The organism is Sphingobium sp. TomMM15, assembly GCF_055397045.1.
The window spans coordinates 1,075,975-1,098,236 of the sequence record NZ_AP027314.1 but is presented as its reverse complement, the minus strand read 5'-3'; the positions used below and the strand labels follow the sequence as shown (position 1 = coordinate 1,098,236).

21 protein-coding genes are annotated in these 22,262 nt (G+C 59.9%); 10 read left to right on the top strand and 11 right to left on the bottom strand.

What is annotated here, in order from left to right; translation table 11 throughout:
• Window positions 1–4: 4 nt before the first annotated feature.
• The 10 genes from ACZ51H_RS05535 to ACZ51H_RS05490 all read right to left on the bottom strand — a co-directional run bounded on the left by ACZ51H_RS05535 (window position 5) and on the right by ACZ51H_RS05490 (window position 10,422).
• Window positions 5–1,252 (bottom strand): polysaccharide biosynthesis protein, encoded by a 1,248-nt coding sequence (locus ACZ51H_RS05535; protein WP_464802708.1) that lies wholly within the window; start codon window positions 1,250–1,252, stop codon window positions 5–7.
• 124 nt (window positions 1,253–1,376) lie between these two features.
• Window positions 1,377–2,177 (bottom strand): WecB/TagA/CpsF family glycosyltransferase, encoded by an 801-nt coding sequence (locus tag ACZ51H_RS05530; protein WP_464802707.1) that lies wholly within the window; start codon window positions 2,175–2,177, stop codon window positions 1,377–1,379.
• Entirely contained in the window at window positions 2,174–3,082 is a 909-nt protein-coding gene (locus ACZ51H_RS05525) for a P-loop NTPase family protein (RefSeq protein ID WP_464802706.1), read from the bottom strand. Before ACZ51H_RS05525 ends, ACZ51H_RS05530 begins: the two co-directional genes overlap by 4 nt.
• Complete coding sequence (locus tag ACZ51H_RS05520; protein ID WP_464802705.1) at window positions 3,079–4,437, bottom strand: GNVR domain-containing protein; 1,359 nt, start codon at window positions 4,435–4,437, stop codon at window positions 3,079–3,081. Before ACZ51H_RS05520 ends, ACZ51H_RS05525 begins: the two co-directional genes overlap by 4 nt.
• Window positions 4,434–5,855, bottom strand: a complete 1,422-nt coding sequence (locus ACZ51H_RS05515) for an ATP-binding protein (protein ID WP_464802704.1) — start codon at window positions 5,853–5,855, stop codon at window positions 4,434–4,436. Before ACZ51H_RS05515 ends, ACZ51H_RS05520 begins: the two co-directional genes overlap by 4 nt.
• Entirely contained in the window at window positions 5,852–6,652 is an 801-nt protein-coding gene (locus ACZ51H_RS05510; RefSeq protein WP_460988079.1) for a polysaccharide biosynthesis/export family protein, read from the bottom strand. Before ACZ51H_RS05510 ends, ACZ51H_RS05515 begins: the two co-directional genes overlap by 4 nt.
• A 43-nt stretch (window positions 6,653–6,695) precedes the next feature.
• Window positions 6,696–7,769, bottom strand: a complete 1,074-nt coding sequence (locus ACZ51H_RS05505; RefSeq protein WP_464802703.1) for a hypothetical protein — start codon at window positions 7,767–7,769, stop codon at window positions 6,696–6,698.
• A 400-nt stretch (window positions 7,770–8,169) separates the two neighbouring features.
• Complete coding sequence (locus ACZ51H_RS05500) at window positions 8,170–8,361, bottom strand: hypothetical protein (protein ID WP_460985942.1); 192 nt, start codon at window positions 8,359–8,361, stop codon at window positions 8,170–8,172.
• A 148-nt stretch (window positions 8,362–8,509) separates the two neighbouring features.
• Entirely contained in the window at window positions 8,510–9,901 is a 1,392-nt protein-coding gene (locus ACZ51H_RS05495; RefSeq protein WP_464802702.1) for a sugar transferase, read from the bottom strand.
• Window positions 9,902–10,191: 290 nt separating this feature from the next.
• The gene (locus ACZ51H_RS05490) at window positions 10,192–10,422 is read right to left on the bottom strand and encodes a hypothetical protein (protein ID WP_464802701.1); all 231 of its coding nucleotides are present in this window, start codon (window positions 10,420–10,422) and stop codon (window positions 10,192–10,194) included.
• 415 nt (window positions 10,423–10,837) lie between these two features.
• Here ACZ51H_RS05490 and ACZ51H_RS05485 point away from each other — a divergent pair, with 415 nt between their 5' ends.
• The 5 genes from ACZ51H_RS05485 to ACZ51H_RS05465 all read left to right on the top strand — a co-directional run bounded on the left by ACZ51H_RS05485 (window position 10,838) and on the right by ACZ51H_RS05465 (window position 15,947).
• The gene (locus ACZ51H_RS05485) at window positions 10,838–11,212 is read left to right on the top strand and encodes a response regulator transcription factor (RefSeq protein ID WP_460985940.1); all 375 of its coding nucleotides are present in this window, start codon (window positions 10,838–10,840) and stop codon (window positions 11,210–11,212) included.
• The gene (locus ACZ51H_RS05480) at window positions 11,209–12,330 is read left to right on the top strand and encodes a YaiO family outer membrane beta-barrel protein (RefSeq protein WP_464802700.1); all 1,122 of its coding nucleotides are present in this window, start codon (window positions 11,209–11,211) and stop codon (window positions 12,328–12,330) included. Before ACZ51H_RS05485 ends, ACZ51H_RS05480 begins: the two co-directional genes overlap by 4 nt.
• A 146-nt stretch (window positions 12,331–12,476) precedes the next feature.
• The gene (locus ACZ51H_RS05475; RefSeq protein ID WP_464802699.1) at window positions 12,477–13,304 is read left to right on the top strand and encodes a HEAT repeat domain-containing protein; all 828 of its coding nucleotides are present in this window, start codon (window positions 12,477–12,479) and stop codon (window positions 13,302–13,304) included.
• Window positions 13,304–14,743 carry a glycosyltransferase family 2 protein gene (locus ACZ51H_RS05470; protein WP_464802698.1) on the top strand — a complete coding sequence of 480 codons (1,440 nt, stop codon included), beginning with the start codon at window positions 13,304–13,306 and terminating at the stop codon, window positions 14,741–14,743. Before ACZ51H_RS05475 ends, ACZ51H_RS05470 begins: the two co-directional genes overlap by 1 nt.
• 166 nt (window positions 14,744–14,909) lie before the next feature.
• The gene (locus ACZ51H_RS05465; RefSeq protein ID WP_460985936.1) at window positions 14,910–15,947 is read left to right on the top strand and encodes a rod shape-determining protein; all 1,038 of its coding nucleotides are present in this window, start codon (window positions 14,910–14,912) and stop codon (window positions 15,945–15,947) included.
• Window positions 15,948–16,151: 204 nt separating this feature from the next.
• Here the strand turns inward: ACZ51H_RS05465 and ACZ51H_RS05460 are convergent, their stop codons facing one another.
• Window positions 16,152–17,834: a chloride channel protein gene (locus tag ACZ51H_RS05460; protein ID WP_464802853.1), complete on the bottom strand. Its 1,683-nt coding sequence runs from the start codon at window positions 17,832–17,834 to the stop codon at window positions 16,152–16,154.
• Between the two features lie 132 nt (window positions 17,835–17,966).
• Here ACZ51H_RS05460 and ACZ51H_RS05455 point away from each other — a divergent pair, with 132 nt between their 5' ends.
• The 5 genes from ACZ51H_RS05455 (at window position 17,967) to ACZ51H_RS05435 (ending at window position 22,261) form a co-directional block, all read left to right on the top strand.
• On the top strand, window positions 17,967–18,374 hold the full coding sequence (locus ACZ51H_RS05455; RefSeq protein ID WP_464802697.1) for a MarR family winged helix-turn-helix transcriptional regulator: 408 nt from the start codon (window positions 17,967–17,969) through the stop codon (window positions 18,372–18,374).
• 662 nt (window positions 18,375–19,036) lie between these two features.
• On the top strand, window positions 19,037–19,624 hold the full coding sequence (locus ACZ51H_RS05450; RefSeq protein WP_464802852.1) for a topoisomerase DNA-binding C4 zinc finger domain-containing protein: 588 nt from the start codon (window positions 19,037–19,039) through the stop codon (window positions 19,622–19,624).
• A gap of 127 nt (window positions 19,625–19,751) precedes the next feature.
• Window positions 19,752–20,198: a hypothetical protein gene (locus tag ACZ51H_RS05445; protein ID WP_464802696.1), complete on the top strand. Its 447-nt coding sequence runs from the start codon at window positions 19,752–19,754 to the stop codon at window positions 20,196–20,198.
• 2 nt (window positions 20,199–20,200) lie between these two features.
• Window positions 20,201–20,785, top strand: a complete 585-nt coding sequence (locus tag ACZ51H_RS05440) for a hypothetical protein (protein WP_464802695.1) — start codon at window positions 20,201–20,203, stop codon at window positions 20,783–20,785.
• A 297-nt stretch (window positions 20,786–21,082) separates the two neighbouring features.
• Window positions 21,083–22,261 (top strand): tyrosine-type recombinase/integrase, encoded by a 1,179-nt coding sequence (locus tag ACZ51H_RS05435; protein WP_464802694.1) that lies wholly within the window; start codon window positions 21,083–21,085, stop codon window positions 22,259–22,261.
• Window position 22,262 lies beyond the last annotated feature (1 nt).

Below are 22,262 nucleotides of genomic sequence, written 5' to 3'. Positions count from 1 at the left end.
GGCTTTAGCCTTCCGCCCGCTGGCTCGCCCGCCACTTGCGGTCGAGCTGCCAAATGCCCAGCATCATCACCAGTTGCGACAGCACGACGCCAGCGATCGAGAAGATCGGCGCGACCGCCAGTGTCAGCAAAGTCACCGCGACAATGCCCACGCCACAACTACGCAGGCTCTGATTGGCAAGCGGCCGGAACGCCTTGCGCGCCTGCGTCATGACGCTCATCGGCGTCTGCACGCACTGAACCAGCGAAAGCAGGGCGCACAGCCCCACCGCGATGGCAACCAACTGCCAATCAAGCGTCGGCTTCAGGATCAGTTGGGGAAAGATGAACAGCACAGCCGCCGCCAGCGCGCACGTGCCTGCCCACAGGAACAGCAGCGCGCCCATGAAAATGCGCTCGGACGTGATCGCGGCGTCATGATCGCCGCGCGCCACGGCTCGGGTCATGCGCGGTCGTTCCAGCTGGGTAAGGGCGGTTATGCACACATTGACGGGCCGGAAGAACAGCATCCCCACCGCGACAGGCGCAAAGGCCGCCGGACCCGCGAGCAGCGTCACGATATAGCTATGCGCGTTGGATGTCGCTTCGGTCGATAGCACGCCCACCAACGTCCAGCCCGATTGCTCCCGCCACACGGGGCGATAGGCGTTCAGAGCCCTCGTCGGCCACATGCTAAGATGCCGCCGCAAATAGGAAAGACCGAACGGCAGCAGCCCGGCGATGCTCGCCCCCACCAACATCGCGCCGATGCTGGCCAGGTCCGCACCCGTCCGGGAAGCCACGAGCAGGCCCGCGACGATCGTCCCGGCATAGGCAAGATCGGATCGCGCCGCTCGTGCGGGCCGATGATGCGCATAGGCATTGGATCGCCCGAACCACCGAACCAGAGACAGGGTGCCCGCTAGTCCGAACATCGCCGCCGCAGCAGGGGATGCCGTCGCCCAGGCAATGGCCGCGCAGATCAAACCCTGACTGACCGCCAGCAGCAGGTTCACCGGAAAGAAGAAGTCGAACGACTTATGGTCGGCTTCGTCGTCCTGATTGACCGCGATCGTATAGGGCGTGGAAACGAGCGCGTTCGACAGGCTGTACCCGAACTGGATGATAACCAGCAGAAACGCCAATGTGCCGATTGCCGCCGTGCCCAGATGATGAATGGAAAACAGTTGCACGGCCAGATGACTGACCGACACGATCGCCGACGACAGGCTGGCAAGGCCGAAGCGGCCAAAGATGTTGCCAAGTTTCCGCACGCGCGTCTCCGGCGAGCAGGAGGACTCTTCTCCCTCCCGCAAGCGGGAGGGGGGGCGCTCCTTGTTTTCCCCCTCCCGCAGGCGGGAGGGGGTTAGGGGGTGGGCCTGCGCAACCGCCGTTCCATCAGCCATAGCGATGCTTCCAGATCAGCCAAAGCGCATGGGGATTGGTCGTAATGTAGCGCCAGGCCAACTGCCGGGGCCGCGTGACCATCCGGTGCAGCCACTCAAGCCCCGCATTCTGCATCCACATCGGCGCACGCGGATAGTCACCCGTCACATAGTTGAACAGGCCGCCACAGGTGACGATCCACCCTGCCTTGATCCGGTGCCGGTTGCGGACGCAAAAGGACTGCTCTCGCGGCTTTCCCGTCCCGACCCACAGCACGTCCGGCGCCGCCGCGTTGATCTCCTCGATCAGCGCATCTTCCTCTTCCGCGCTCCAGAAGCCATTGCGCCGCCCGGCCAGCTTCAGGCCGGGCGTCGCATCGGTGATCCGCCGCGCACATTCGGCATTCACCTTCTCTTCGCCGCCCAGCAGATAATAGCGGACATCGCCCGCCGCCGCCTGCGGCAGGCTGTCTATGAACATGTCGGTCGTGCTCGACCGGTCGGCTATCGGCGTGTTGCTGAACCAGCGTGACGCCATGACGATGATTTGCCCATCGGCGTGGATCAGGTCCGCCTGAGCCAGATCCGCGCGAAAGTTCGCATCGAGAGCGTTCATCGACAGCCCCTGTCCGTTGCAGTCAAACACCAGCAACGGCGCTTCCTTCTGCATTCGGCGTAGCGGCGCCTCACGCACCATCTTCGTGATCAGGGCATCAAGCGAGAGGGTGGAAACCGGCACGCCGCCGACGGGCACGCTCTTGTCTAGCGGCTCTACGGACGGAAAAGGCTGGGGGAGGGCTCGCTCTGCACTCATGCAATGACCGTCCCGGCGATCGGCACGCCCTGCCGGTCCAGATCATCGATGATGCGGCGCAAATCTGCGATGGCGGTATCGCCACGCCGCGCCACGATGACCACCGCGTCAAAGCCCGCCAAAATGCTGCCGACCGGCGTCTGCTCGCCCTTGCGCTCGGCAAGGTAGAACAGCATCGAAGTTTCCTTAAGGCCCCATCCATTGGCCGTGTCGGCCAGCGGCCCACGTGTGATCAGGCTCGACGCACTGCCGGAGGCGCGCCCTGCGGTCATCAGCCACAATCCCTCGATCGCGGTCTTGGCCGCTGGCAGCAGGGCCGCGCTGCCCATCAACTGCTCCGCCAAACCCGCCTTGTTCGCTATCCGGAACAGACGGTCGAGCGACGGGTTGCCCATATCGACGTCAATCAACATCGTCTGCCCGTCCATCTGCGCGAGTACGACGGCAAGGTTCGCGGCCATGACCGCCGCCTCGTCCCCCGCATCCACGGACAGCACCGCCAGCCTTAGTGCGGATGGATCGCCCGCCTTCGCGGCTGCCCGCATCTTCGCCCGGATCGTCCTGACCTTGGCCGCGTAGGGACTTGCGGGGTCGAAGGCCGCGACCACAGCCGGGTCGATCCGCTCGTCACCCGCTGGCAACAGCGAAAACCCACCTGCCAGCGCCGCCAGCAGATTTGCCGCCTCGGTATCCAGCGCGCCCATCTCAACAGCCGCCTCGTGGAAGGCAAGGCCATGCTCACGCGCATGCATGTCAACGCGGGTGACGTCGGATTCCGCCAGGAACCCGTGATCCACCGCCAGCTTGGCAAAGCTCTGCTTGTCCCGCCCTCTGGGGCGTAGCGCAGCGGTTCCGCCGCCGGGCATTAACTGGGGTGGGGCGCCTGCCGTGGAACGCAGTCTCATGCGGCCTCCTGCCGATTGAGGAACCAGCCGCCCCGGGTCGGGACGGGCAGCAGTTCGGTGATGACTTCAACTTCGGTCGCCTTTGCGACACCAGCGGCGGATCGAACACGAGGCTTCAGGATCTCGGCGATCACGACTGCCGCCACCCCGCCGATCAGGCCCAGAGCGACCCCTGCGATCAGCCACAGCATAAGATTGGGCTTGGCTGGCAACAGCGGGACGGATGCTTCATCCAGTAGGCTGGCATTAGGCTGCGAGATCTGGCTTTTCAGCGTGGCCTCGTTGAAGCGCTGCCGAACCGTATCGTAGGTCTGTCGTGCGGCATCCACATCCCGTTGCATGACCATCAACTGGTCCTGCACGTCCGACATGCGGATCATGCGATCTTCCTGGCCCGCCATGTTGGATTTGAGGTCGCCCTCACGGCGGTTTGCAGCGACGCTGTTCGCATTCACCGCGCCCGCCTGGCTCGACCGCGCAGACGCCAGCTTGGATTGCAGTTCCGACAATTGCGCGTTCGCCGCGACCATGCTTGGGTGGTTCGGACCCAGCGTCTTCGACAGCTCCGAAACACGGCCCGATTGGGTCGCGACCTGCTCCTGCAAATTCTGGACGATCAGCGATCCTTCGATGTCCGAAACGGAACCTGCGCCCGCCTTGGATCGCGCCGCCGCCGCCTCGGCCTGCGCCTGCGTCAGCTGATAGGACATGTTCTTCAGCTTCTCGGCTTCAAGGTCCATGCGGTTGATGCCGATAATGTCATGCGCCCGCTGGAAATCGGACAGCCGTTTCTGCGCCAGTTCGTAGCGGCGGCGCACTTCCTGGGTCTGCTCGTCGAACCATTTGGCGGAACCGCGCGCGGGGGATGCGCGCAGTTCGACCTGTTCGCGCATGTATATCTGCGCGGCAAAGTTCGCGACCTTGGCCGCTACCGCCGGGTCGGCATCCAGATATTGCAGTTGCAGCACATTGCTCTGACGACCCGTCGTTACGGTCAGATTGGCCCGCACCCGGTCGGCGGCTTGCTGCACGCGCGCGTCGAGCGGAATGTCTTTGGGCAGGGCATCGACGAAACCGGCTTCCTTGGCCACGGCATTGATCACCTTGGCGGATCGGATGACATCGGTCTGCGTGCCCAGGATGCTATCCACCTCGACGCGAACGCCGGGCTGGTTGTTGGCGTCCGTAGGGTCCGTCTGCGACAGGTCCAGCAGCAGCGAGGTTGTCGCCGCATATTGGCGCGGCTGGACGAAGGCCAGAATGGCGATGATGAGGAACAGCGCGCCGCCCAGCAGCGCCGCCGTCCGCCATCGCGCCTGTACGGCCGACAGCAGATCGATCGGGTTCATGGTCATAGCCCGTCAACTCCTCGCAACATGGCCCGCATCTCTTCGGCGGGGGTGGGGGCAGGGGGCGTCGCTGGCACCGGTTGCTTCGCCATCAACAGCAGGAACTGGGGCGCCAGCGTGTCTTCGAACATGAACAGCTCGCCGCCGGGCATTGCTGTAAGGGCAGGCTCCAGCCGCCGCATTGCATCGGCCGCCTGACCTTCATTGATCGATCCGCCGCCCAACACCTCATGGCCCAGCCGAACCAGCCGCTCATAGGAAATGACCGACATCTGCGAAGCAGCCACGCCTGCCAGCGCGATCATCCGGCGGCTCGCATTGGCTTCCCACAGGACGCGACGGAACAGCGCGTGGGTCGCCCCGCTCATCTCCACCCAATCTTCGAGCGCAGACGCAAGGCCCTGCTCCACGTCGGCCAGCGTCATGCGCTCGCGTCCAGCGGACTCGGTGACGAGCGCCGCCTGCATGCCGAACAGCCGCGCATGGTAGGGCGACCCCATCGCCGCGCCCGCCAGCGCATCGAGCGCGTCGGGGTCAAGGCTCAGCCGCGCATTGTCCGCGCAGCTCATCAGCAGCCGTTCCAGCTCCAGCTTGGGGATCGGCGCGACCCGTTGCGGCGCGATATGCCGCCGCAATGATGGATGCGCCGCGATCAGCCCATCCACATCTCCCGCGATGCCCACCAGCACCACCTGAACCGGTGAATGAATGTCGGTCAGCAGCTTCAGCAGCGTTGCCACATCCGACTTTGCCTCATCCGACCGGACCCGATCATACTCATCCAGGATCAAAATAGTACGCTGCCGTACATCTTCCACCAACAGGTTCGCCAACCGCGTTCCATCAATGGTTTCATTCATTAATTTCCGCGCTTTTTCCTGCCCAGCCGCACTCATCGGTAGCTCGCTGAGGAAAGGCCGAAACAACGCATCGAAGTCAGCGTCGCCACTCGCCGACCCATAAAGCGCAACGCAACCGGCCTCATCTGCCAGATCGCCAAAAACCCGCGCCAACGAAGTCTTGCCCGACCCCCGCGTACCAAAAATGACCGCATGCTTCCGCTGAACGACGATCGCCTCGACCAGCTTCTCCAGCTCGCTATTCCGCCCCGCCAGCCCATGACGATCCGTCACCGGCATCGCCGTGCTGAAAGCGCTGTAGATCGAATCCCGCCGCAAGCTAATCGGCTTCAGGGGCGCGGCCATCGCTCCCATCGAAAGGGCGCGCGGCACGTCCGCCATCTCATCTTGCTGTTGCCGGAACCCCGGCGCCACGGGCGTGTCGAGCAGCAGCGGCTCAGCCATTGCCGAGCGCGGCCCACCATTGGGAGTCTCGGCACGTGCCGTGCTGCGGCGAAAAGACAGGAGCCAGTCCCGCATGCCGCTGGACCGATCCTGCGCGAAGCCATGATCGATTGTCGTCAAAACAGCTTCTCCCGGATGATGAGGACGTCCTCAGGCTGAACCGGATCATCCAGGTTCGCCTGTATTTCCTTGCCTCCCCGGCGTACTTTTATGCGCTTGGTAGAACCTGCGAGCGTTGGCCCTCCCGCCAGCGCGAGCGCTTGGCGGAAGCTCTGACCCGGCGCGAACGAGAAGGCGCCAGGTTGCTGCACCTGGCCATAGACATAAACCTTCTCGGCTGGCGGGACGAACAGGATGTCTCCGGGCTTCAACTGACGACTGCCCCCGACAGCCATGTCGGCTAGCGAGATGCGGACGGCGCCGCTGCCATCGGCTGGCGTCAGGATGACGGCGTTAGCCCCGTCCTTCGTCGAGCCGCCAGCCTTGGCAAGCATCGACGCGACCGTATAATTGCGATCAAGCGGATAATTGCCCGCTTGGGGCACATTGCCCAGAACGGTCACGAAGCGGCTGACATAATTGCTCACCTCGACGTTGACCGAAGGATTGGCGAGGAAGCCTCCGCTCGCGTAACTGGCCGCGATTGCCTGAGCCAGTTGCGACGTCGTCTTGCCCCGCGCCTGAATCGGGCCGATCAAGGCGAGAGTGACAGTGCCGTCTTCCTTGATGCGGGTGGTGGATGACAGGTCTGGTTGACCGAAGATCGCAATCCTCACTTCGTCGTCCGGCCCCAATTGATAGCCTGCATCAGCTTGGGGCTTAGTCGACGGCGTCGCGGTAGTGACCGCCATTTCGGCCGTCTGCGCGCCAACGGGTGCTGCCGCGACGACTGCAAGGAAGATCGAGAAGCTGGTCAGGAGAGCCTCTGCTTTCACAGTTCATGCTCCTTTATGTTCGAGGTCAAAATCGGATCGCCGTGCCCAGTGTCGCCTGGGTTCCGCTATATTCAGCCACATCCGTATCGGTGCGCCGCTTGTACCGTTGCGCATCGAGCGAGATGTCGACGCGATCCGACAACTTGCGTTTCAGCATTGCTCCGAACCGCTGGTTGCGGTCGGCGGTTATGGAAAATGGGCGCAACGCGGCGTCCTGGCGGAACCTGCGCCGCTCCAGTTCGCCGTAGAGTCCGGCAGAGGTGAGTTCCGAAATGGTGAACTCGCCCTCCAGTCGATATCTGGTCCGGATGGCAAAACCACTGGCTATCAGGCTGTCGTTAACAATGCTGCGTTCTGTCGTGGCTGTCAGTTTGAGCCTGGGAACGATGCTGGTCGAAATACTCACATCCCAGCCTGGGCCATCATAATTGCCAACGGCTGCCGAATCGCTGCTCACATCCAGCCAGCGCACCTCGGCATCAAGTTGTGTGATCGGCGACACCTCACGCTTGAACCGCAGGCCATAGCTGTTGGTTCGATTTTCGATGCCAAGCTTGTTCCGATCGCTGTTCACGCGCTCGTAAAAGGCGGTCAGCGTACCCAGGCTCGGCATGTTATAGCCGATCCCGGCAACAAATGTGTCGCTGGTCTGATCCGCATAATCGAAGGCGTTATCGTTGCGGGTCATGTCGCGACGGTAGGATGCCACTGGGAACAGGCCCGGACGCTCGCAACTCAGGTCTGCGCCAAAAGCGGTGAACCGCTGCAGATTTTCCGTTTGCTGATTGATGTCGCCATAATCAGCGCGCTGCTGCCTGTAAGATGCAACGGGCGTGATGGAACAAGTCGCGCCAAAACGAATGACTGCCTTCGCCTCGGCGTCGAGCCGCAATTTGCTACGCTGCCCTTCCGAAATAAAACGATCATAGCCGACCCGACCTTTCAGCAGCAGGTCATGTCGTCCTATCGGCTTCCCATAAGTCAGTTCAGCCCAAGGCGTCACGATGATGTCGTCGGTGGGATCCTCCAGCCGATCATCCACACGATAAACATTGTCGTCATATAGAAGGTCGACGCCAGCCGTCGCATGGAGGCCCATCGTCTTGAGCCGTGAAGCGTCATCGACCGTCGCCGTCTGAGCGCTGACGGGACAGGGCAGAGCAGTGAGCGCAGCACAGCTTATGGCTGCGGCAATCGCCCGCGTGACCGGAGAAAGATCATGGCTTGCAGGCGCGTTAAAGCGCCTCCAAAAATATGGAGTGTAAGTGATAACCAAATGTGCAACCCTTTATTGCATTGCAGCAATCAGGGCATGCTAGGCGCCTTTGCGCGCAAAACGAACCTCTTAACATGCAGCTTGTCGCGACTATGCCACGCTTCGTTTCATCGTGAAAACGAGCGATCATCGGCGGTTTGGTGCGGTTGAGGACTGTTAATCTGCCAGCAAGGTATCAAACCGGACGCTGTTCATCTGGCAGCAAGATTAAGCTGAGTCTTGGTCAGAGCAAATACCAGATGATCGAACAGGTTGCAGCTGCGAAGGTGACGATCCCTGCCCAACGGGACAGAATTTCGACGCCGCGATCGGCGCGATCCGCGAAGGATGAATACACCAGTTTGGGCGCACAATCCTTGTTGCTATCAAAGGAAGAATGTTGCGCAACGGCAACCGGCGCAAGATCGTCTGCCACGTGATTTGTCCGCCCTGTTCGAGATAGCAGACATATCCTATTTTACGCTTAACAAATAGTTCACGTACGCGCCGATCGTCACTCATTCCGTCGCAAATTCAATGAGGTGGTGCAAAAATCCTACCTAGAGGGCGATACCGCCTGCCCTTCAGTAGGCGTTGCGGTGAATCAGGACGTTGAATGTACCGATCAGGATAGCGATGTCCCGCATCAGGCTCCAGCCGTGGAGATATTCCAGGTCAGCTTCTACCCGATTGAGAATGTCTCGGCGCGTCTCGGTAGCGCCACGGAATCCGCGGATTTGAGCAAGACCGGTGATGCCCGGCTTTAGTGCGTGCCGATGCCAATATTGGCGGTCGACTTGCCAGAATAGCTGTTCTTCCGCTGTCGAGCCCAGAGCGTGAGGACGCGGTCCCACCAGGCTCATCTCGCCTAGCAGAACATTGATCAGTTGAGGCAGTTCATCGATGCTGGTTTTGCGGATGAACGCACCTACTCGAGTGATGCGATCATCATCCCGTCGTGTGGATGAGGCGCCAGCGGCGTCGCATTGTTCAACGCGCATGCTTCGGAACTTCAGAATGTGGAACAGTCGATTTCCGCGGCCGATACGTTCTTGCTTGAAGAAGATGGGGCCGGGCGAATCGAGCCGGATTGAGATCGCGATCGCAACCAGCAAAGGTGTCAGTGCGATCAGCAGCGGTACGGTGATGGCAATATCCAAAAGCCGCTTTTGCGCGCGGTTTGCGAGATTCAGAGGACCGCGCGCCACGACGAGAGTGGAAACGCCGCGGTAAGTTTGCACAGCCAAGGGCGCCATCGAATCCAGTTCCGGTACGATGATCTCGCCCAGGATATTGCCGCCCTTGAGCATTTGAGCCCAATCCGTCTTGCGATCGGCAGGACAGGATATGACCACTCGGTCGAAGTCGCGCAGCAAGGTGCCTAGTCTGTGCAACATATAAGGATCGTCTAGGTCTGCCTTGATGCCTGCACCTTCCGCATCGACAATCACCATGCCGCTGACATCTTCAGGAATCATGCCTCCATCGATGATCATCAGTTGTGCGAATAAATTGTCGCTCAAATGTCTACGCACCGTGCGAACGATAACCAGGCGCTGCATAACCAACAGAGTCGCACTGCAAAGAATGCCCGCCGAAATGCCCAGCCGCGAAAGATGACCGGTCGCCTTCAGCGAGAAAACCGTGAGCAGGAAGATCAGCAGCGTCCCAGCCAGCGCAAGCGATGCATTGCGCAAGCTGGGCGTTAATTGAGTCAAGCAGACGGGATTGAATGCCTGATTGTGGAAGGCGACGATACCGTAGACGATCATGCCTCCGCCAAGTGGTTGCCATAGCCCCGAAAAGAGCAAGGGCACGCCAGCCGCGCGCAAGCCAAGACCAAAGCCAGTTGCGAGAGCGGCCATGTCCGCTGCCACGAGCAAGAGGCACAGCCAAAGCCTTACGTTCCGCTGAACGGCGGATGTTGTAGGCTGGCGACCGGGAAACCCCTCGATCGCCAGATCGATTTTCGACATCTGCAACCCTTTTCGTGTCCTGACGTCAACTACGCTTCATCCCGAAGGACGAATGTGTGCATCAGGCATCCGCTGCCTTGTGATTATGTTGCGGAGCAGCAGGACATAATTGCATCGGGCTGGCAATCATTGCTGGGACGCTCGGATGCTCTTTTCCGATGATCCGTTAGGATGGGAAGGTACGGCGCCCCACATCTGCGACGACCCGAAATTCAATGGCCGAAATGTGCAAGCGAAAATTTACCGCACTTACGAAGCGCTTGTTCGAATCAGTCCGTCATTTTCGCGAATCAGGCAGCGAACCACCAGCCGAGAAGGACAAGAGTTCCAGCCAAGGCGATCGGTCCCGCCCAACGCGATAAAAACTGCACGCTCGCCTCGACGCTTTCATGGGTGAACAGCCCCGCGCGATGATGAGGTTCTGCGGGGCGGGTCCGAACGGCCGTATCGTGACGCGGCCCCGACTGAAGTTCTGCCCCGTCGGAAGTCTCATCCTGAGGTTGAGGTGACAGGTCGATCATCTGCAATAGCCCCAATGCGATACGCCCCTCACAAATAGAACTTTTGATGTAAAAAAGAAGAGCTTTCTACTCGATTTGTAAATTTTGGTGAGCGAATTCCGCATCATTTTGGGGCGTGCGGCACATTAACTGAGCAGTTCGAGACCCGCTGTTAAATCATGGCGCGTCCGACATCCAATTTGTCGGATGCGTCGTCCACTTCGGGGGCACGGCAGACCTTGTCGCGCCGTTTCAATTTCTCGCCCCAGCGCCCAAATCAGCTTTCCACAAAGCATGGCAAGTCTGCCAAAACGTTTTTCCGCTACGGCGAATTGAACCAAAATGGTGGTTTAGCCATTGTTAAGAAAAGAAATTTTTCGCACTAGTCGCACGTAGCTGATACTTAAGGGATCGGCGAGAAAGAGGAACAGGTCAGGTGGCGCATATCCTGGTCGCAGACGATGACGATCTGCTGGGCGAACTGGTTCGGTTCAAGCTTGAAGCGGCAGGTCACGATGTGACAATCAGGCAAGATGGCGCATCTGCGCTGCGGGAAGCGCGAGGAGGGGAATACGACCTCCTCGTGCTTGATGCCATGATGCCGGTAATGTCCGGTCCCGATGTACTCAGAGCTTTAGCAGAAGAGCGACCTGGGATGCCGGTTGTCATGCTGACGTCGCGGAAGGCGCAGGCCGACGTATTGGCGGCGCTGACCGCGGGCGCTCGTGACTATCTGACGAAACCGTTCATCCCGGATGAACTTGTCGTGCGGGTAAACGCCATCCTGAAATCCGCGAGGCCCGTTCAATGAGCCTGCTCGTTCTAACGATTGCAGCGGCATCCGTCACGCCGGATGGTACGATTGTTCCGCAGCGCGCGGAGTTGATCGCACAAGCACGGGCAGCCTTGGCACGGCAAGACTTCGCCACCGCAATTGGCAGGCTGGAGCAGGCGGATGCCGCCAATCCAAATGACGCGGAAATCTTGCGCATGCTTGGCAGTGCCTATGCCTTTGACAAACGCTATCCGCAGGCGATCTCAGCGCTTCGTCGGGCAGAACTGCTGGCACCAGAAGACCTCGACATCCGCGCAGCGCTGGTGCGCGCTTACCTGTGGTCTGGCGACCGGGCAGCGGCAGAGCGGGAGCTTGTCGCCATGGAGCAGCGCTCTCCAGCAAATGCGGACGCTGTTGCCATCAGGCGTCAATTGGACGCTCGCGATGCTGTCAGTGCCGCGCCGACGCACTGGGGCTTGGCGGCCACGCAGAACGTTTCCCGCGTGTCCTTTGCCAATCGGCCAAGCCAAACCTGGTATGATACGAATGTCGCTCTTTTCGGCGCCATTGACTCCAATACGTCGGCAGCCTTGACCGTGGAAAGAGAAGACCGGCGATCATTTGCTGACACCCGCCTCGAAACCCGCATCGACCATCGATTTGGCAACAAGTTTCGGACCTTCCTCGCTTTAGCCGCGACGCCGAATGCGAATTTCCGGGAAAAATGGGGCGTGACAGCCGGAGTGGAGGCCGACATTGCCTCATTTGCTACGGTGCTGGCTGATTTGCGGCATGCGGAATATCGCGATGCGTCGGTCACCGTCTTTCAGCCCGGCGTTCGGCTTGCAGCGCAAAGGTTGGGACTTGCTGCCACCGTCCGGATGATCAACTTGTGGGATGAAGATGGCACCCACCGATGGGGCGTGTCGGGCCGAATGGATCGCACCTTCTCGGGCGGGGCAACACTCTATGTCGGAGCAGCCACCTATCCCGATACGGAAGCAGGGATAACCCGGCAGGTTCATTCCCTGTTCGCGGGCGTGACGGTGCCGATCGCTGACAAGGTCTCACTTCGGGCAGGGGTCGACTATGACCGCCGTCGCGCTACCTACAGGCGGACAGGTGGGACGCTAGGTTTTCAGGTCAGGTTCTGATCGTGCCGGGCTTCCCCATCGCCGATCATGTTGCCCGGATCGCCATATTCATATCCGTCTACGGGGCGCTGGCGATGGCCGCCTAGCTGCTCTTCCTGGTGATGCGCCGTGATCGAAAGGAGCGCGCCAGTATCGCCAGGGCGGAATTGACCCGCGCCCTGACGAGGGAAATCATGGGGGCTGGCCAGAATATCGCCGCGTCGCCCGCTTTCCAGCTCGCCCGCCCTGCTGAACGGCTGGCGGCGATCAGCCGGATTGTTCAACTACTCAGGGGTGAAGACCGAGAGCGGCTCGTTGCCCTGGTGGAGGAACAAGGGTTGCTCAAGCAGGCGCTGCTGGCGGCAAGGCGGTCCCGACCGAGGCGGCAGATCGACGCCCTGCGACTACTCGGCAGCATAGGAGGAGGGCAGGCGATCGATATGCTCTACCTTGTGCTGCGGGAGGATCCGAAACTCGACACCCGGTTGGAGGCCGCGTCGTTGCTTGCTCGGTTGGATGCCTTGCCTCCGCCGAATGAGTTGATTGACCACCTGGACCTGCGAAGCGCGCAAATCACGCCGCTGCATCGAACCTTGTTCAGGTTGATCGCTGCACGCCATCCGTCCGAACTATTCAGCTTGGCTCAGTCCGCCGATTTGCCACCAGCGGTGCGGGCACTGGTGATTGACGCCCTTGGGTGGACGGAGGATTTCTCTGCGCTTCCACTATTGGAAGCTGCCGCCGCCGATACCCATGCGCCGGTCCGTCTGGCCGCATTGGATTCGGCGGCCAGATTGGGGCACCCCGGCAGCGCCAAATGGATATTGCCGCTTTTGAACGACCCCGTGCCTCCCGTCCGTGCCAGAGCTATCCGCGCGTGTCAGTTGATGAGGCTGAACAGCAGCCTGCCTGCTATCGCGGAATTGCGCAAAGATCCTTCCCCCTGGGTACGCCTTCGCGCGCAGCAGGCTCAACAGGTGCTGGGGACTGCCTGATGGGGGTGGGTTCTATATCCTCGACGTTGGAAAGCGTCGGGCTGGGCACCATGGTCGCGATAGGTATCCTGTGCTTTCTGGTCGTGACCGTCCGCAATCTCGTTTCGACCATCCAGTTGCTGCTTGCTGCGCGAGTCTTTGCCACGCGTGTCAGACCTGCTCAGCGATCCTATGACCTTTGGTCTCGCTATGCCGACCTTGCCCTCCCCGTGTCTGTGATCGCACCCTGCTTCAATGAAGAGTTGTCGATCGCAGACAGCGCGCGCGCCTTGCTGGCTCTGGAATATCCGGACCATGAAGTGATATTGGTCAATGACGGGTCCAACGACGCAACCTTGTCCGTCCTGATTCAGGAGTTCGATCTACGCCCGATTGAACGAGAACAATTGGCGGTACTCCAGAAAACGCGCATTTTGGGCATCTTTGGCTCCGCTCGCTATCCGAACCTCATTCTGATCGACAAGGAGAATGGGCGGAAGGCGGACGCCGTGAACGCAGGATTGGGCTTTGCCGCTGCCCCGCTGGTTTGCGTCATCGACGCCGATTCCATTATTGAGCCTGATGGCCTGCTGCGCGCTGCCGAGCCTTTCATGACGGATGATGGTTCGTTGATGGCAGTAGGCGGAGCAATTCGCATCGCGAACGGATCAATTGTCGAAGGCGGGCATGTTCGTCAGATTCGACTGCCGCAGCGCTGGTTGCCGCGCTATCAGATATTGGAATATCTTCGAGCCTTTCTGACAGCCCGCATCGCCAATGCGCGGCTGGATATGCTGATGCTGATTTCCGGAGCCTTTGGCATATTCCGGCGGGCGCCACTGGTGGAAATAGGCGGGTATCGGCACGATACGGTTGGCGAGGATCTGGAAGTCGTCACCCGCATCCATCGCCGGATGCGGGAGCAGAAGCGGCCCTATCGCATTGCCTTCGTTCCTGAAGTGGTATGCTGGACCGATGCGCCCGAAAGCTGGCGAGGACTGCGTAACCAGCGCGCACGGTGGGAGCAGGGCGCGCTGGAGACGATTGTCGAGCATCGGCGCATGCTGTTCAACCCTCGTTACGGCCGTATCGGGCTGATCGGTATGCCGTTGATCGTGATTGAAGATGTGCTCGGACCGCCTTGCGAACTGTTCGGCTACCTTCTGATCCCCATCCTTTACTTTTTGGGGATCGGATCGGGCACGGTCGTGCTTGCCTTCTTCTCTCTGACGGTGCTGTTCGGAACCGCGCTCAGTCTTGGAACCCTGGCGCTTGAGGAAATGCAGCTCAGACGCACGCCGAGTGCCCGCGACCTTTTCATGATCGGCGTCGCTGCCGTTGTTGAAAATCTGGGATATCGCCAGGTGAATTTGGCCTTCCGGACTTACGGCATGTGGCGTTTCTACAGAAAGGACAATCGTTGGGCCGCCGCAGGGAGGGCGGGATTCTCCAGAGGATGAGCGTTGTTCCGGGCGAGGGCGGATTTTCGAATGCGCTAGTGCTACGGCTCGGCCTTTCGGTTGGACCCGGTTACCAGACGGGTCGTCGCAGGGCTCTTCTGCTCGCGTAGAGGCATCGGCAGGGCGAGATCAGCTTTTCCCTCCCGCAAAAGATTGCCTTGTTTCGATGAAATTGCCCCGGTTTTTTTCGTCCTCTGCCTTTGACATGGCCATCGACCTTGGCACTGTTAACACGGTTATCCATGTCCGCGACCGGGGGATCGTCCTCAATGAGCCGTCGGTCATCGCCATTGAAACCCGGCAGGGGTTCCGTCGCGTAAAGGTCGTAGGCAATGAAGCCAAGCTGATGATGGGGAAAACGCCCGCCAATATACAGGCGATCAGGCCTTTGCGCGATGGCGTCATCGCGGACATCGACGTCGCCGAACAAATGATCAAGCATTTCATCGACAAGGCGCTGAACGGCAGCCGCTTTGGTCGGCGGCATGAGGTTGTCGTGTGCGTTCCGTCTGGGTCGACCATGGTGGAACGGCGCGCGCTACGCGACGCCGCCGCCAATGCCGGGGCCGCCCACGTCCAATTGATCGAGGAACCGATGGCGGCGGCGATCGGCGCGGGATTGCCGGTTACGGAACCGCGCGGCGCGATGGTGGTCGACATCGGGGGCGGAACAACGGAAGTCGCTGTCCTGTCACTGCGTGGTATCGCCTACAGCAATTCGGCGCGGGTCGGCGGGGACCGGATGGACGATGCGATCGCATCGCATATCCGGCGCAACCACAACCTGCTGATCGGCGAAGCAACGTCTGAACGGGTGAAGTGTGAACTCGGCGCGGCGACGCTACCCGATGGCGAAGGACGGCGGATAGTGGTCAAGGGCCGCGATCTGGTGAATGGCCGCCCTGCCGAAATGACGATCAGCGAGGCTGAAATCGTGGACGCGCTCGCCGAACCTGTCGGACAGATCAAGATGGCGGTCAGGACGGCACTGGAAAAGACCGCGCCGGAACTGGCGGCCGACATCATCGAGGAAGGCATCACCCTGACGGGCGGCGGCGCGCTGCTGCGGCGACTGGACCAGGCGCTGATGGAGGAAACCGGCTTGCCAGTGAAGGTCGCGGAAATGCCGCTGATGTGCGTGGCAATGGGAGCGGGCAAGGCTCTGGAAGATCCCGCCTATCAGGGCGTTCTGGCCATTTCCTGATCGTCCGGGGAAACTAGGCGCTGAGGCGCGGAGAGGAAGGCTCAGATGGTTCCGCCCAACGGGGTGGTCCATCGAGCAATATCGTTTCTGATGATGTCCTGCCCGGATCGCCACGGTGGAGCGCGGCGCGCCTTCCTGACGCGGATCATGCCCCAAATTCCTTCATTGCCTTGATCGTGTACCCCCGCCGACCGAACAGCTCGGTCAACCCCTCGTACGAGCCACCTCCGCGCCGTGATGGACGGAGCGCAGCTTGAGCAGGTCCTGCCGCGCGACAATGCCGATGACCCGGCTCGATGCGGGCTCAACGATGGGGATTCGGCCGATGCCCGCATCGACCATCATGTCCGCTATGCGGCTGATCGGATCACTCGGCGTGCCATAGGGCTGCGATGCATCGGACAATACTTCCGCGAGGGTCGCTTGCACCGGCGCGCCGTCCACCTGCCAGCGCAGCGCATCAGAACGTGAAACAAGGCCTATGAGCCGCCCTTCCTTGTCCACCACCGGGTAACTGCGATGGACGGCCTGCCCCGCAAAAAAGGCAATGACCGCACCAATGGACATTGTCCCCTCCAACGTCTGCGGTTCTCGCGTCATCACTTGCCCTGCCTGAAGGAAATCGAACGGATCAACGGTATATTCCTGAAGCACATGCCGCCCGCGCCGTGCGATCTTCTCGGTCAGTATCGAGCGCCGCATCAGCAGTACGCTCACCGCATAGGCTCCCACTGACGCCGCAATGGTCAGCGGCAGCATCGCGAAATCTCCAGTTAGCTCCGCTGCGAACAAGGCGGCGGTCAGCGGCGCGCGCATCGCCCCGCTCATCGTCCCGGCCATCCCGGCCATTGCCCATAGCGCGCTCCCGCCCGGCAGATATTGGCCCAGCAAAAAGCCCAATGTTCCGCCCAACATCAAGAGCGGCGCCAGCACGCCACCCGATGTGCCCGATCCTAGCGCGATCAGCCACACCGCCGCCTTAACCACCAGCAGCGCCAGCGCCACTCGCACCGCCAACGACCCGTCCAGCAGCCCCCTGATACTCTCATAGCCCGCGCCCAGCACGTGCGCATCCACCAGTCCACCGATACCGACGGCAAGCCCCCCGATCGCTGGCCACCACATCCAGTGGACGGGTAGACGCCCGAACATATCCTCGATCCGATAGAGCAGCGCAGACAGCAACGTCGCTTGCACCCCCGCGATCACCCCCATGCCTAGAGCGATGCCGATCAGCACGGGAGTGAGCATAACCGCATGATGCACGGGAAAGAGCGGCCCGCTTTCGATCAGCACTGGCCGCCACAACAGTGAGATCAGCACTGCAATAACCACTGGCACGAAGCTGCGCGGCTTCCACTCGAACAGCAGAACCTCGACGGCGAGGAGGATAGCGGCCATTGGCGTTCCGAAGATCGCTGTCATACCCGCTGCCGCGCCCGCGACCAGAAGCGTTTTGCGCTCCGCCGCGCTCAGATGAAAGAGTTGAGCGAATAGAGACCCGATCGCTCCGCCGGTCATGATGATCGGCCCCTCGGCGCCGAACGGGCCGCCGCTGCCGATGGAAATGGCAGAGGAGAGGGGCTTCAGCACCGCGACCTTGGGCGACAAGCGGCTTTCGCCATAGAGGATCGCCTCGATCGCTTCTGGAATGCCGTGCCCCCGAATCTTCTCCGACCCGTAACGCGCCATCACGCCCACGATCAGGCTGCCTATGACCGGCACCGCGATGACGCCGACCCCTAGCATGTTGTCCGTGATCGCAGCAGGCGCGGCAGAGAGACGGCCAAACCAGAAGAGATTGGTGGCCACCGCAATCGCCCGAAGCAGCAGCCATGCGCCCAGCGCGCCGCCCGTGCCCACGATCAGTGCGGCGGCGGCTAGCATCATCATGCGTAAGTTGGCGCTATGATCGGCAAGAAGGCTTTGCGATGGAGAGGAGGTCGATGATGTCATGCGGGGAGCAACTATATCGCACTACGATATTTATCAATGCCCCTGAGCACGCTATGATGTTGCATGGCCGATGAGTTGACCGACAATGACTATGCGGCCCTTGCCGATTTCCGCTTCTCCCTGCGGCAGTTTCAGGCGTTCAGTGAAAGGGAGGCGGCGCAGTGCGGTCTGACGCCCCAGCAGCATCAAGCTCTCCTCGCGATCCGCGCCGCGCCAACGGGCAAGGCGACGGTCGGGCATGTCGCGGAACGGCTGATCCTCAAACCCCATAGCGCAACCGGCCTTGTCGACCGACTGGAGGCGCTGGGCCTCGTGCGGCGGCGTTTATCGGAGCAGGATCGCCGACAGGCGCTGCTCGAACTGACTGAGCAGGCGCACGGGATACTCACTACGCTGAGCGCCGCGCATCGGCAGGAAATCGGGCGGCTGCGACCGCTGTTGATGGAGTTATTAGGAAGGGTTGCGGTTTAAGGAGCAGGCCTTGCGCGCTTCGCGTAAATTCTTGCGTATCGCGTGACTTCGTCATTTTTGGAATGGCATCGTGCAGCCGCAGCCCGCTTCTGTGAAGCGAAATCCGGTCGCGGCATCCGGGACGTGGAAGCCCTCACCGCATGTCCATTAGAACAAGGCGCGGCAACGCCATGGCGGGATGAAATGCTGCATTTTCCAGGAAAAAATGGTGGACGCACTAGGGCTCGAACCTAGGACCCGCTGATTAAGAGCGAATCTTAAGGCCTAGCCATAACCACCTGAATTGCATCATAATGCACCATATTCTTCGCGTCAACGAATCTTCGGGTGCGCTGTTCCGAACTATGTTGCCGCATATCCGAGCAAGCAAGTTCAGGCGCCCGATACCCCATCGATACCCACACGGAAGATCATTGAATTTCTGGGTACCAGATTGTTGGGTGGAGTTCCTCCGCCATGCGCGGGCGAGGACAAGGAAATTGTCGTAACATCATTTGGTGCGCTTGTCAGGTTAAGCCATTGCTTTGGAAGCTTGCAGATGAGAGATTTATCGGCGGCCTGCAGGTGGAGGGGAGGCATTGCTAATCGCATATGAAGAACCAGGCACTGAAACCATACGTGCGCCGGTACTCAAGGTGTTCGACGGCGATGGCTTCAAAACGATGCTCTGGAACACACAGCTGCAAAAGGCGTGCGAGGTTGTCGTCCGCCTCGGGTTTACCGATGCACCCGAACTTGAGCAGCCCGGTGGAAAGGAGTCCAAGGCCTTTCTGACATCGTTGATCGCTGACCGATGGGTCGAGCTGGTCGTGCTCGTCAAAATGGACACTGGGGGTGTGGTTGACAGGCACGGGCGCATCGTTTGCGTTCCTTACCTTGCTGACGACGAACGGGCGGGCGCGATGAGGAACATCGAGCTTGAAATGATCCTCAACGGCTGGACATGGGTCTTGGACCGGTACGAGCCAGATCCATGCTACTTCGAAGCTCTCGATGACGCCCAGAGGAAAAGACGTGGTATCTGGGCCTTCGATGACAACGTTCACCCTTGGGAATTCAAGCGTCAGCAGTACCAGAAAAGGCGTGCGCGAAGCCCGCGGACACAGCCGACCCTGTTTGATCAAGTCCCACATCTGCGGGCATGCCCGCAAACTGGATGCACGGGCCGCTTAGTCAAACGAGACGGACAGTTCGGTGAGTTTCTGGGATGCTCCAAATTTCCGAAGTGCCGGTATTCCTGCTCGATATAGCGTGCGGGCTGGGTGCCGCGTTGATCACACAGGCCGCAGAGCTCAACGTGGTTATTGAATGAAATAGAACTAAATACATTGACATTGATCTAAAACACGACCATATGGATCGGTAAGGAGAACCACCATGTGCGCGATGATCTCTATCCCATTTCGGGAAGTTCGGAATTTCACCGAGAGCTTTCAAAACGAATTGCTGGCTTATGTTTCTCGCTCGTTCTCGAGCGCAGATGACCATCTGGACGGAGAAGGCGCCATCGACGCAATGTCACTCAGCGTCGCCCAGGCACGAGCCTATTTGAACAACTGTTCTGAAGCGACAATCGAGATTCTCCAAGCCATCGTTGAGCGTGAAGGCGACCTTTTTATGTCCGACATTTCAAAGCTTACAGGCAAGTCAAATATGCAACTGCGCGGCGCGTTAGGAGGCATTACTAAGCGAACCCGGACGATTTGCGGCAACCCTGAAGCATCCTTGATTGAATGGACAAAGACCGGCGATGGGGATTGGCATGGTCGAGTTTCCCCGACCACGGTCTGTTCCTTCCGTGTAGCTTTGGCAGAACGGAACTGATCATGTCATCCCAGAGGCTCTCGATCGGTTATCGGCGCAAGACGATCATAGCGCGCAAGACGGATAAAGGCTGGGAAGCAAGGGCATTCGACAACAAGGCACCTGCATCGCAAATCCATGTTCGCCCCACCTCGGATGATGCAATCTTGGCTGTCAAGGCGGACTTAGACGTCGAAGCAGCAGAGGAACGTAGCCGTCGCGGCCAAGATGGCTTCCCGACCCCTGATGTTGTCAAGAAAGCGATCGTAAGAATTCGCCCCAGTGATGGTCAGTTGGCAATGTTGATGGCGCATCTGAATGCTCCTGATCACATCCTAACAGCCACCGAATTAGCAGCAGCAGCGGGCAAGAATAGTTACGAGTATGCGAACTCTCAATATGGCCGCCTCGCGCGCGATCTTGCCGAGGAGATGGAATTCACACCATCTCAAATCTATTCGTCGACAGGCCTACCCGTTTGGACCTATACACTCGCCACCGGAGTTTGCGATGGCGGTTCGGCGGAGCCTTCAGATGAATACGTGGAATGGCGCTGGAAGTTGCGTCCCCAGCTGGTCGAGGCGTTTACGAGCCTTGGAATCAAATAGGTAAGTCGGCGTCGGCAGTCTGTCGTGATGATCGCGACGGACAGGCACATCTCGGAGGACCACGTTCCGGATCATCCGACACGAAATCGAATGTCTCTTCAAAATCCAGAATTAGTGTCACGCCATCTCGTCTGACTGCGAACGCTTGCCGTCGATCCATAGCACCCCCGGTGTAGCGGGACCTCGCCGGTTCGAATCGCGTTGCACTTTGCCGATGCAGATCGTTCACCCGCGAGGAATTCCTTTGAGATTGGCCGATTTCCATGATTATTAAAGTGCCATTCGAAAGGATGGCACATGCGGCAAGCGCTCACGTCAAAGTCACTCGACGCTCTGAAACCCAGGCCGAAGCGTTACGAGGTTCACGACGTCTACTGCCCCGGAATGAGTGTGCGGGTGTCGGCGCAGGGGCAGAAAGTCTTTACCGTCAAGTTTCGCTATGGCCTTGCGCAAAAGCGCATGAAGCTTGGCATCTATCCGCGCATTTCACTGGCGACCGCCCGCGAGAAGGCCATTGATATTCTTCGGCAGGTAGATGAGGGGATCGACCCGACCAAGCGCAGGCGCACCGCCAACATGAAGGTTGAAAGCATCTGCCGAGAGTTCATCCGCCTGCATGCTCAGCCGCGCAACAAAAGCTGGCGTGAAGCCGAGCGCATCTTGGAGCGGGAATTCATCTCTACATTCGGGCAGCGCGATATCCGCGAGATCAAGAGATTTGACGTGCTCGAAATGATGGATGCCGCTCTCGCTCGCGGATCGAGCTATCAGGCAAATCGCATCCTTTCCCACATTCGTAAGCTCTTCAACTGGACCGTCGAACGCGGCGTTATCGAAGTCAGCCCGATTGTCGGGCTGAAGCCGCCGACCAAGGAAATTTCCCGCGAGCGCACATTGGAGGATGATGAGGTTGTCCGTGTGCTGCGGGCTTGTCAGAACGATGTATATCCATTCCGGCAGTTCGCGCCTTTACTTCTGGCAACCGCGCAACGCCGTGGTGAGCTGGCCGAAATGCGTTGGAGTGAAATCGACCTCGAGACGAAAACGTGGGTGATACCCTCCGAACGATCAAAGAACGGCAAGGCGCATGTTGTGCCGCTAAGCTCCTTCGCCCTCAAAATGCTCGGCGAGGTGCCGCGCTTCCTCGATTGCGACTATGTGTTCACCACCACGCGAAAGTCGCCAGTGAGTGGATTTTCGAAGGCGCTGCGACGCCTTTCCGAAGAGGCGGAGACGACCGATTGGCGCTGGCACGATCTGCGTCGCACTGCCGCGTCGAGCATGGCAAGGATGAAGGTAGCGCCACACGTTGTCGAGAAGGTGCTGAACCACGTTAGCGGGATTATTTCTGGCGTTGCCGCGGTCTATAATAAGTATCAATATTCGGATGAGGCTCGGGAGGCTTTGGAAGCATGGGGCGAAATGCTTGCGAATCTAGCCGATCAAGACAAGTTCATTCCGTTTGCCGGAGAATAGC

What these genes read in the sequence shown, in the direction of transcription:
- ACZ51H_RS05530 (WP_464802707.1), bottom strand. Translation starts at nt 2,177, where the DNA reads ATGAGTGCAGAGCGAGCCCTCCCCCAGCCTTTTCCGTCCGTAGAGCCG.
- ACZ51H_RS05525 (WP_464802706.1), bottom strand. Translation starts at nt 3,082, where the DNA reads ATGAGACTGCGTTCCACGGCAGGCGCCCCACCCCAGTTAATGCCCGGC.
- ACZ51H_RS05520 (WP_464802705.1), bottom strand. Translation starts at nt 4,437, where the DNA reads ATGACCATGAACCCGATCGATCTGCTGTCGGCCGTACAGGCGCGATGG.
- ACZ51H_RS05505 (WP_464802703.1), bottom strand. Translation starts at nt 7,769, where the DNA reads ATGGGCCTCCATGCGACGGCTGGCGTCGACCTTCTATATGACGACAAT.
- ACZ51H_RS05495 (WP_464802702.1), bottom strand. Translation starts at nt 9,901, where the DNA reads ATGTCGAAAATCGATCTGGCGATCGAGGGGTTTCCCGGTCGCCAGCCT.
- ACZ51H_RS05490 (WP_464802701.1), bottom strand. Translation starts at nt 10,422, where the DNA reads ATGATCGACCTGTCACCTCAACCTCAGGATGAGACTTCCGACGGGGCA.
- ACZ51H_RS05480 (WP_464802700.1), top strand. Translation starts at nt 11,209, where the DNA reads ATGAGCCTGCTCGTTCTAACGATTGCAGCGGCATCCGTCACGCCGGAT.
- ACZ51H_RS05470 (WP_464802698.1), top strand. Translation starts at nt 13,304, where the DNA reads ATGGGGGTGGGTTCTATATCCTCGACGTTGGAAAGCGTCGGGCTGGGC.
- ACZ51H_RS05465 (WP_460985936.1), top strand. Translation starts at nt 14,910, where the DNA reads ATGAAATTGCCCCGGTTTTTTTCGTCCTCTGCCTTTGACATGGCCATC.
- ACZ51H_RS05460 (WP_464802853.1), bottom strand. Translation starts at nt 17,834, where the DNA reads ATGCTAGCCGCCGCCGCACTGATCGTGGGCACGGGCGGCGCGCTGGGC.
- ACZ51H_RS05455 (WP_464802697.1), top strand. Translation starts at nt 17,967, where the DNA reads ATGGCCGATGAGTTGACCGACAATGACTATGCGGCCCTTGCCGATTTC.
- ACZ51H_RS05450 (WP_464802852.1), top strand. Translation starts at nt 19,037, where the DNA reads ATGCTCTGGAACACACAGCTGCAAAAGGCGTGCGAGGTTGTCGTCCGC.
- ACZ51H_RS05445 (WP_464802696.1), top strand. Translation starts at nt 19,752, where the DNA reads ATGTGCGCGATGATCTCTATCCCATTTCGGGAAGTTCGGAATTTCACC.
- ACZ51H_RS05440 (WP_464802695.1), top strand. Translation starts at nt 20,201, where the DNA reads ATGTCATCCCAGAGGCTCTCGATCGGTTATCGGCGCAAGACGATCATA.
- ACZ51H_RS05435 (WP_464802694.1), top strand. Translation starts at nt 21,083, where the DNA reads ATGCGGCAAGCGCTCACGTCAAAGTCACTCGACGCTCTGAAACCCAGG.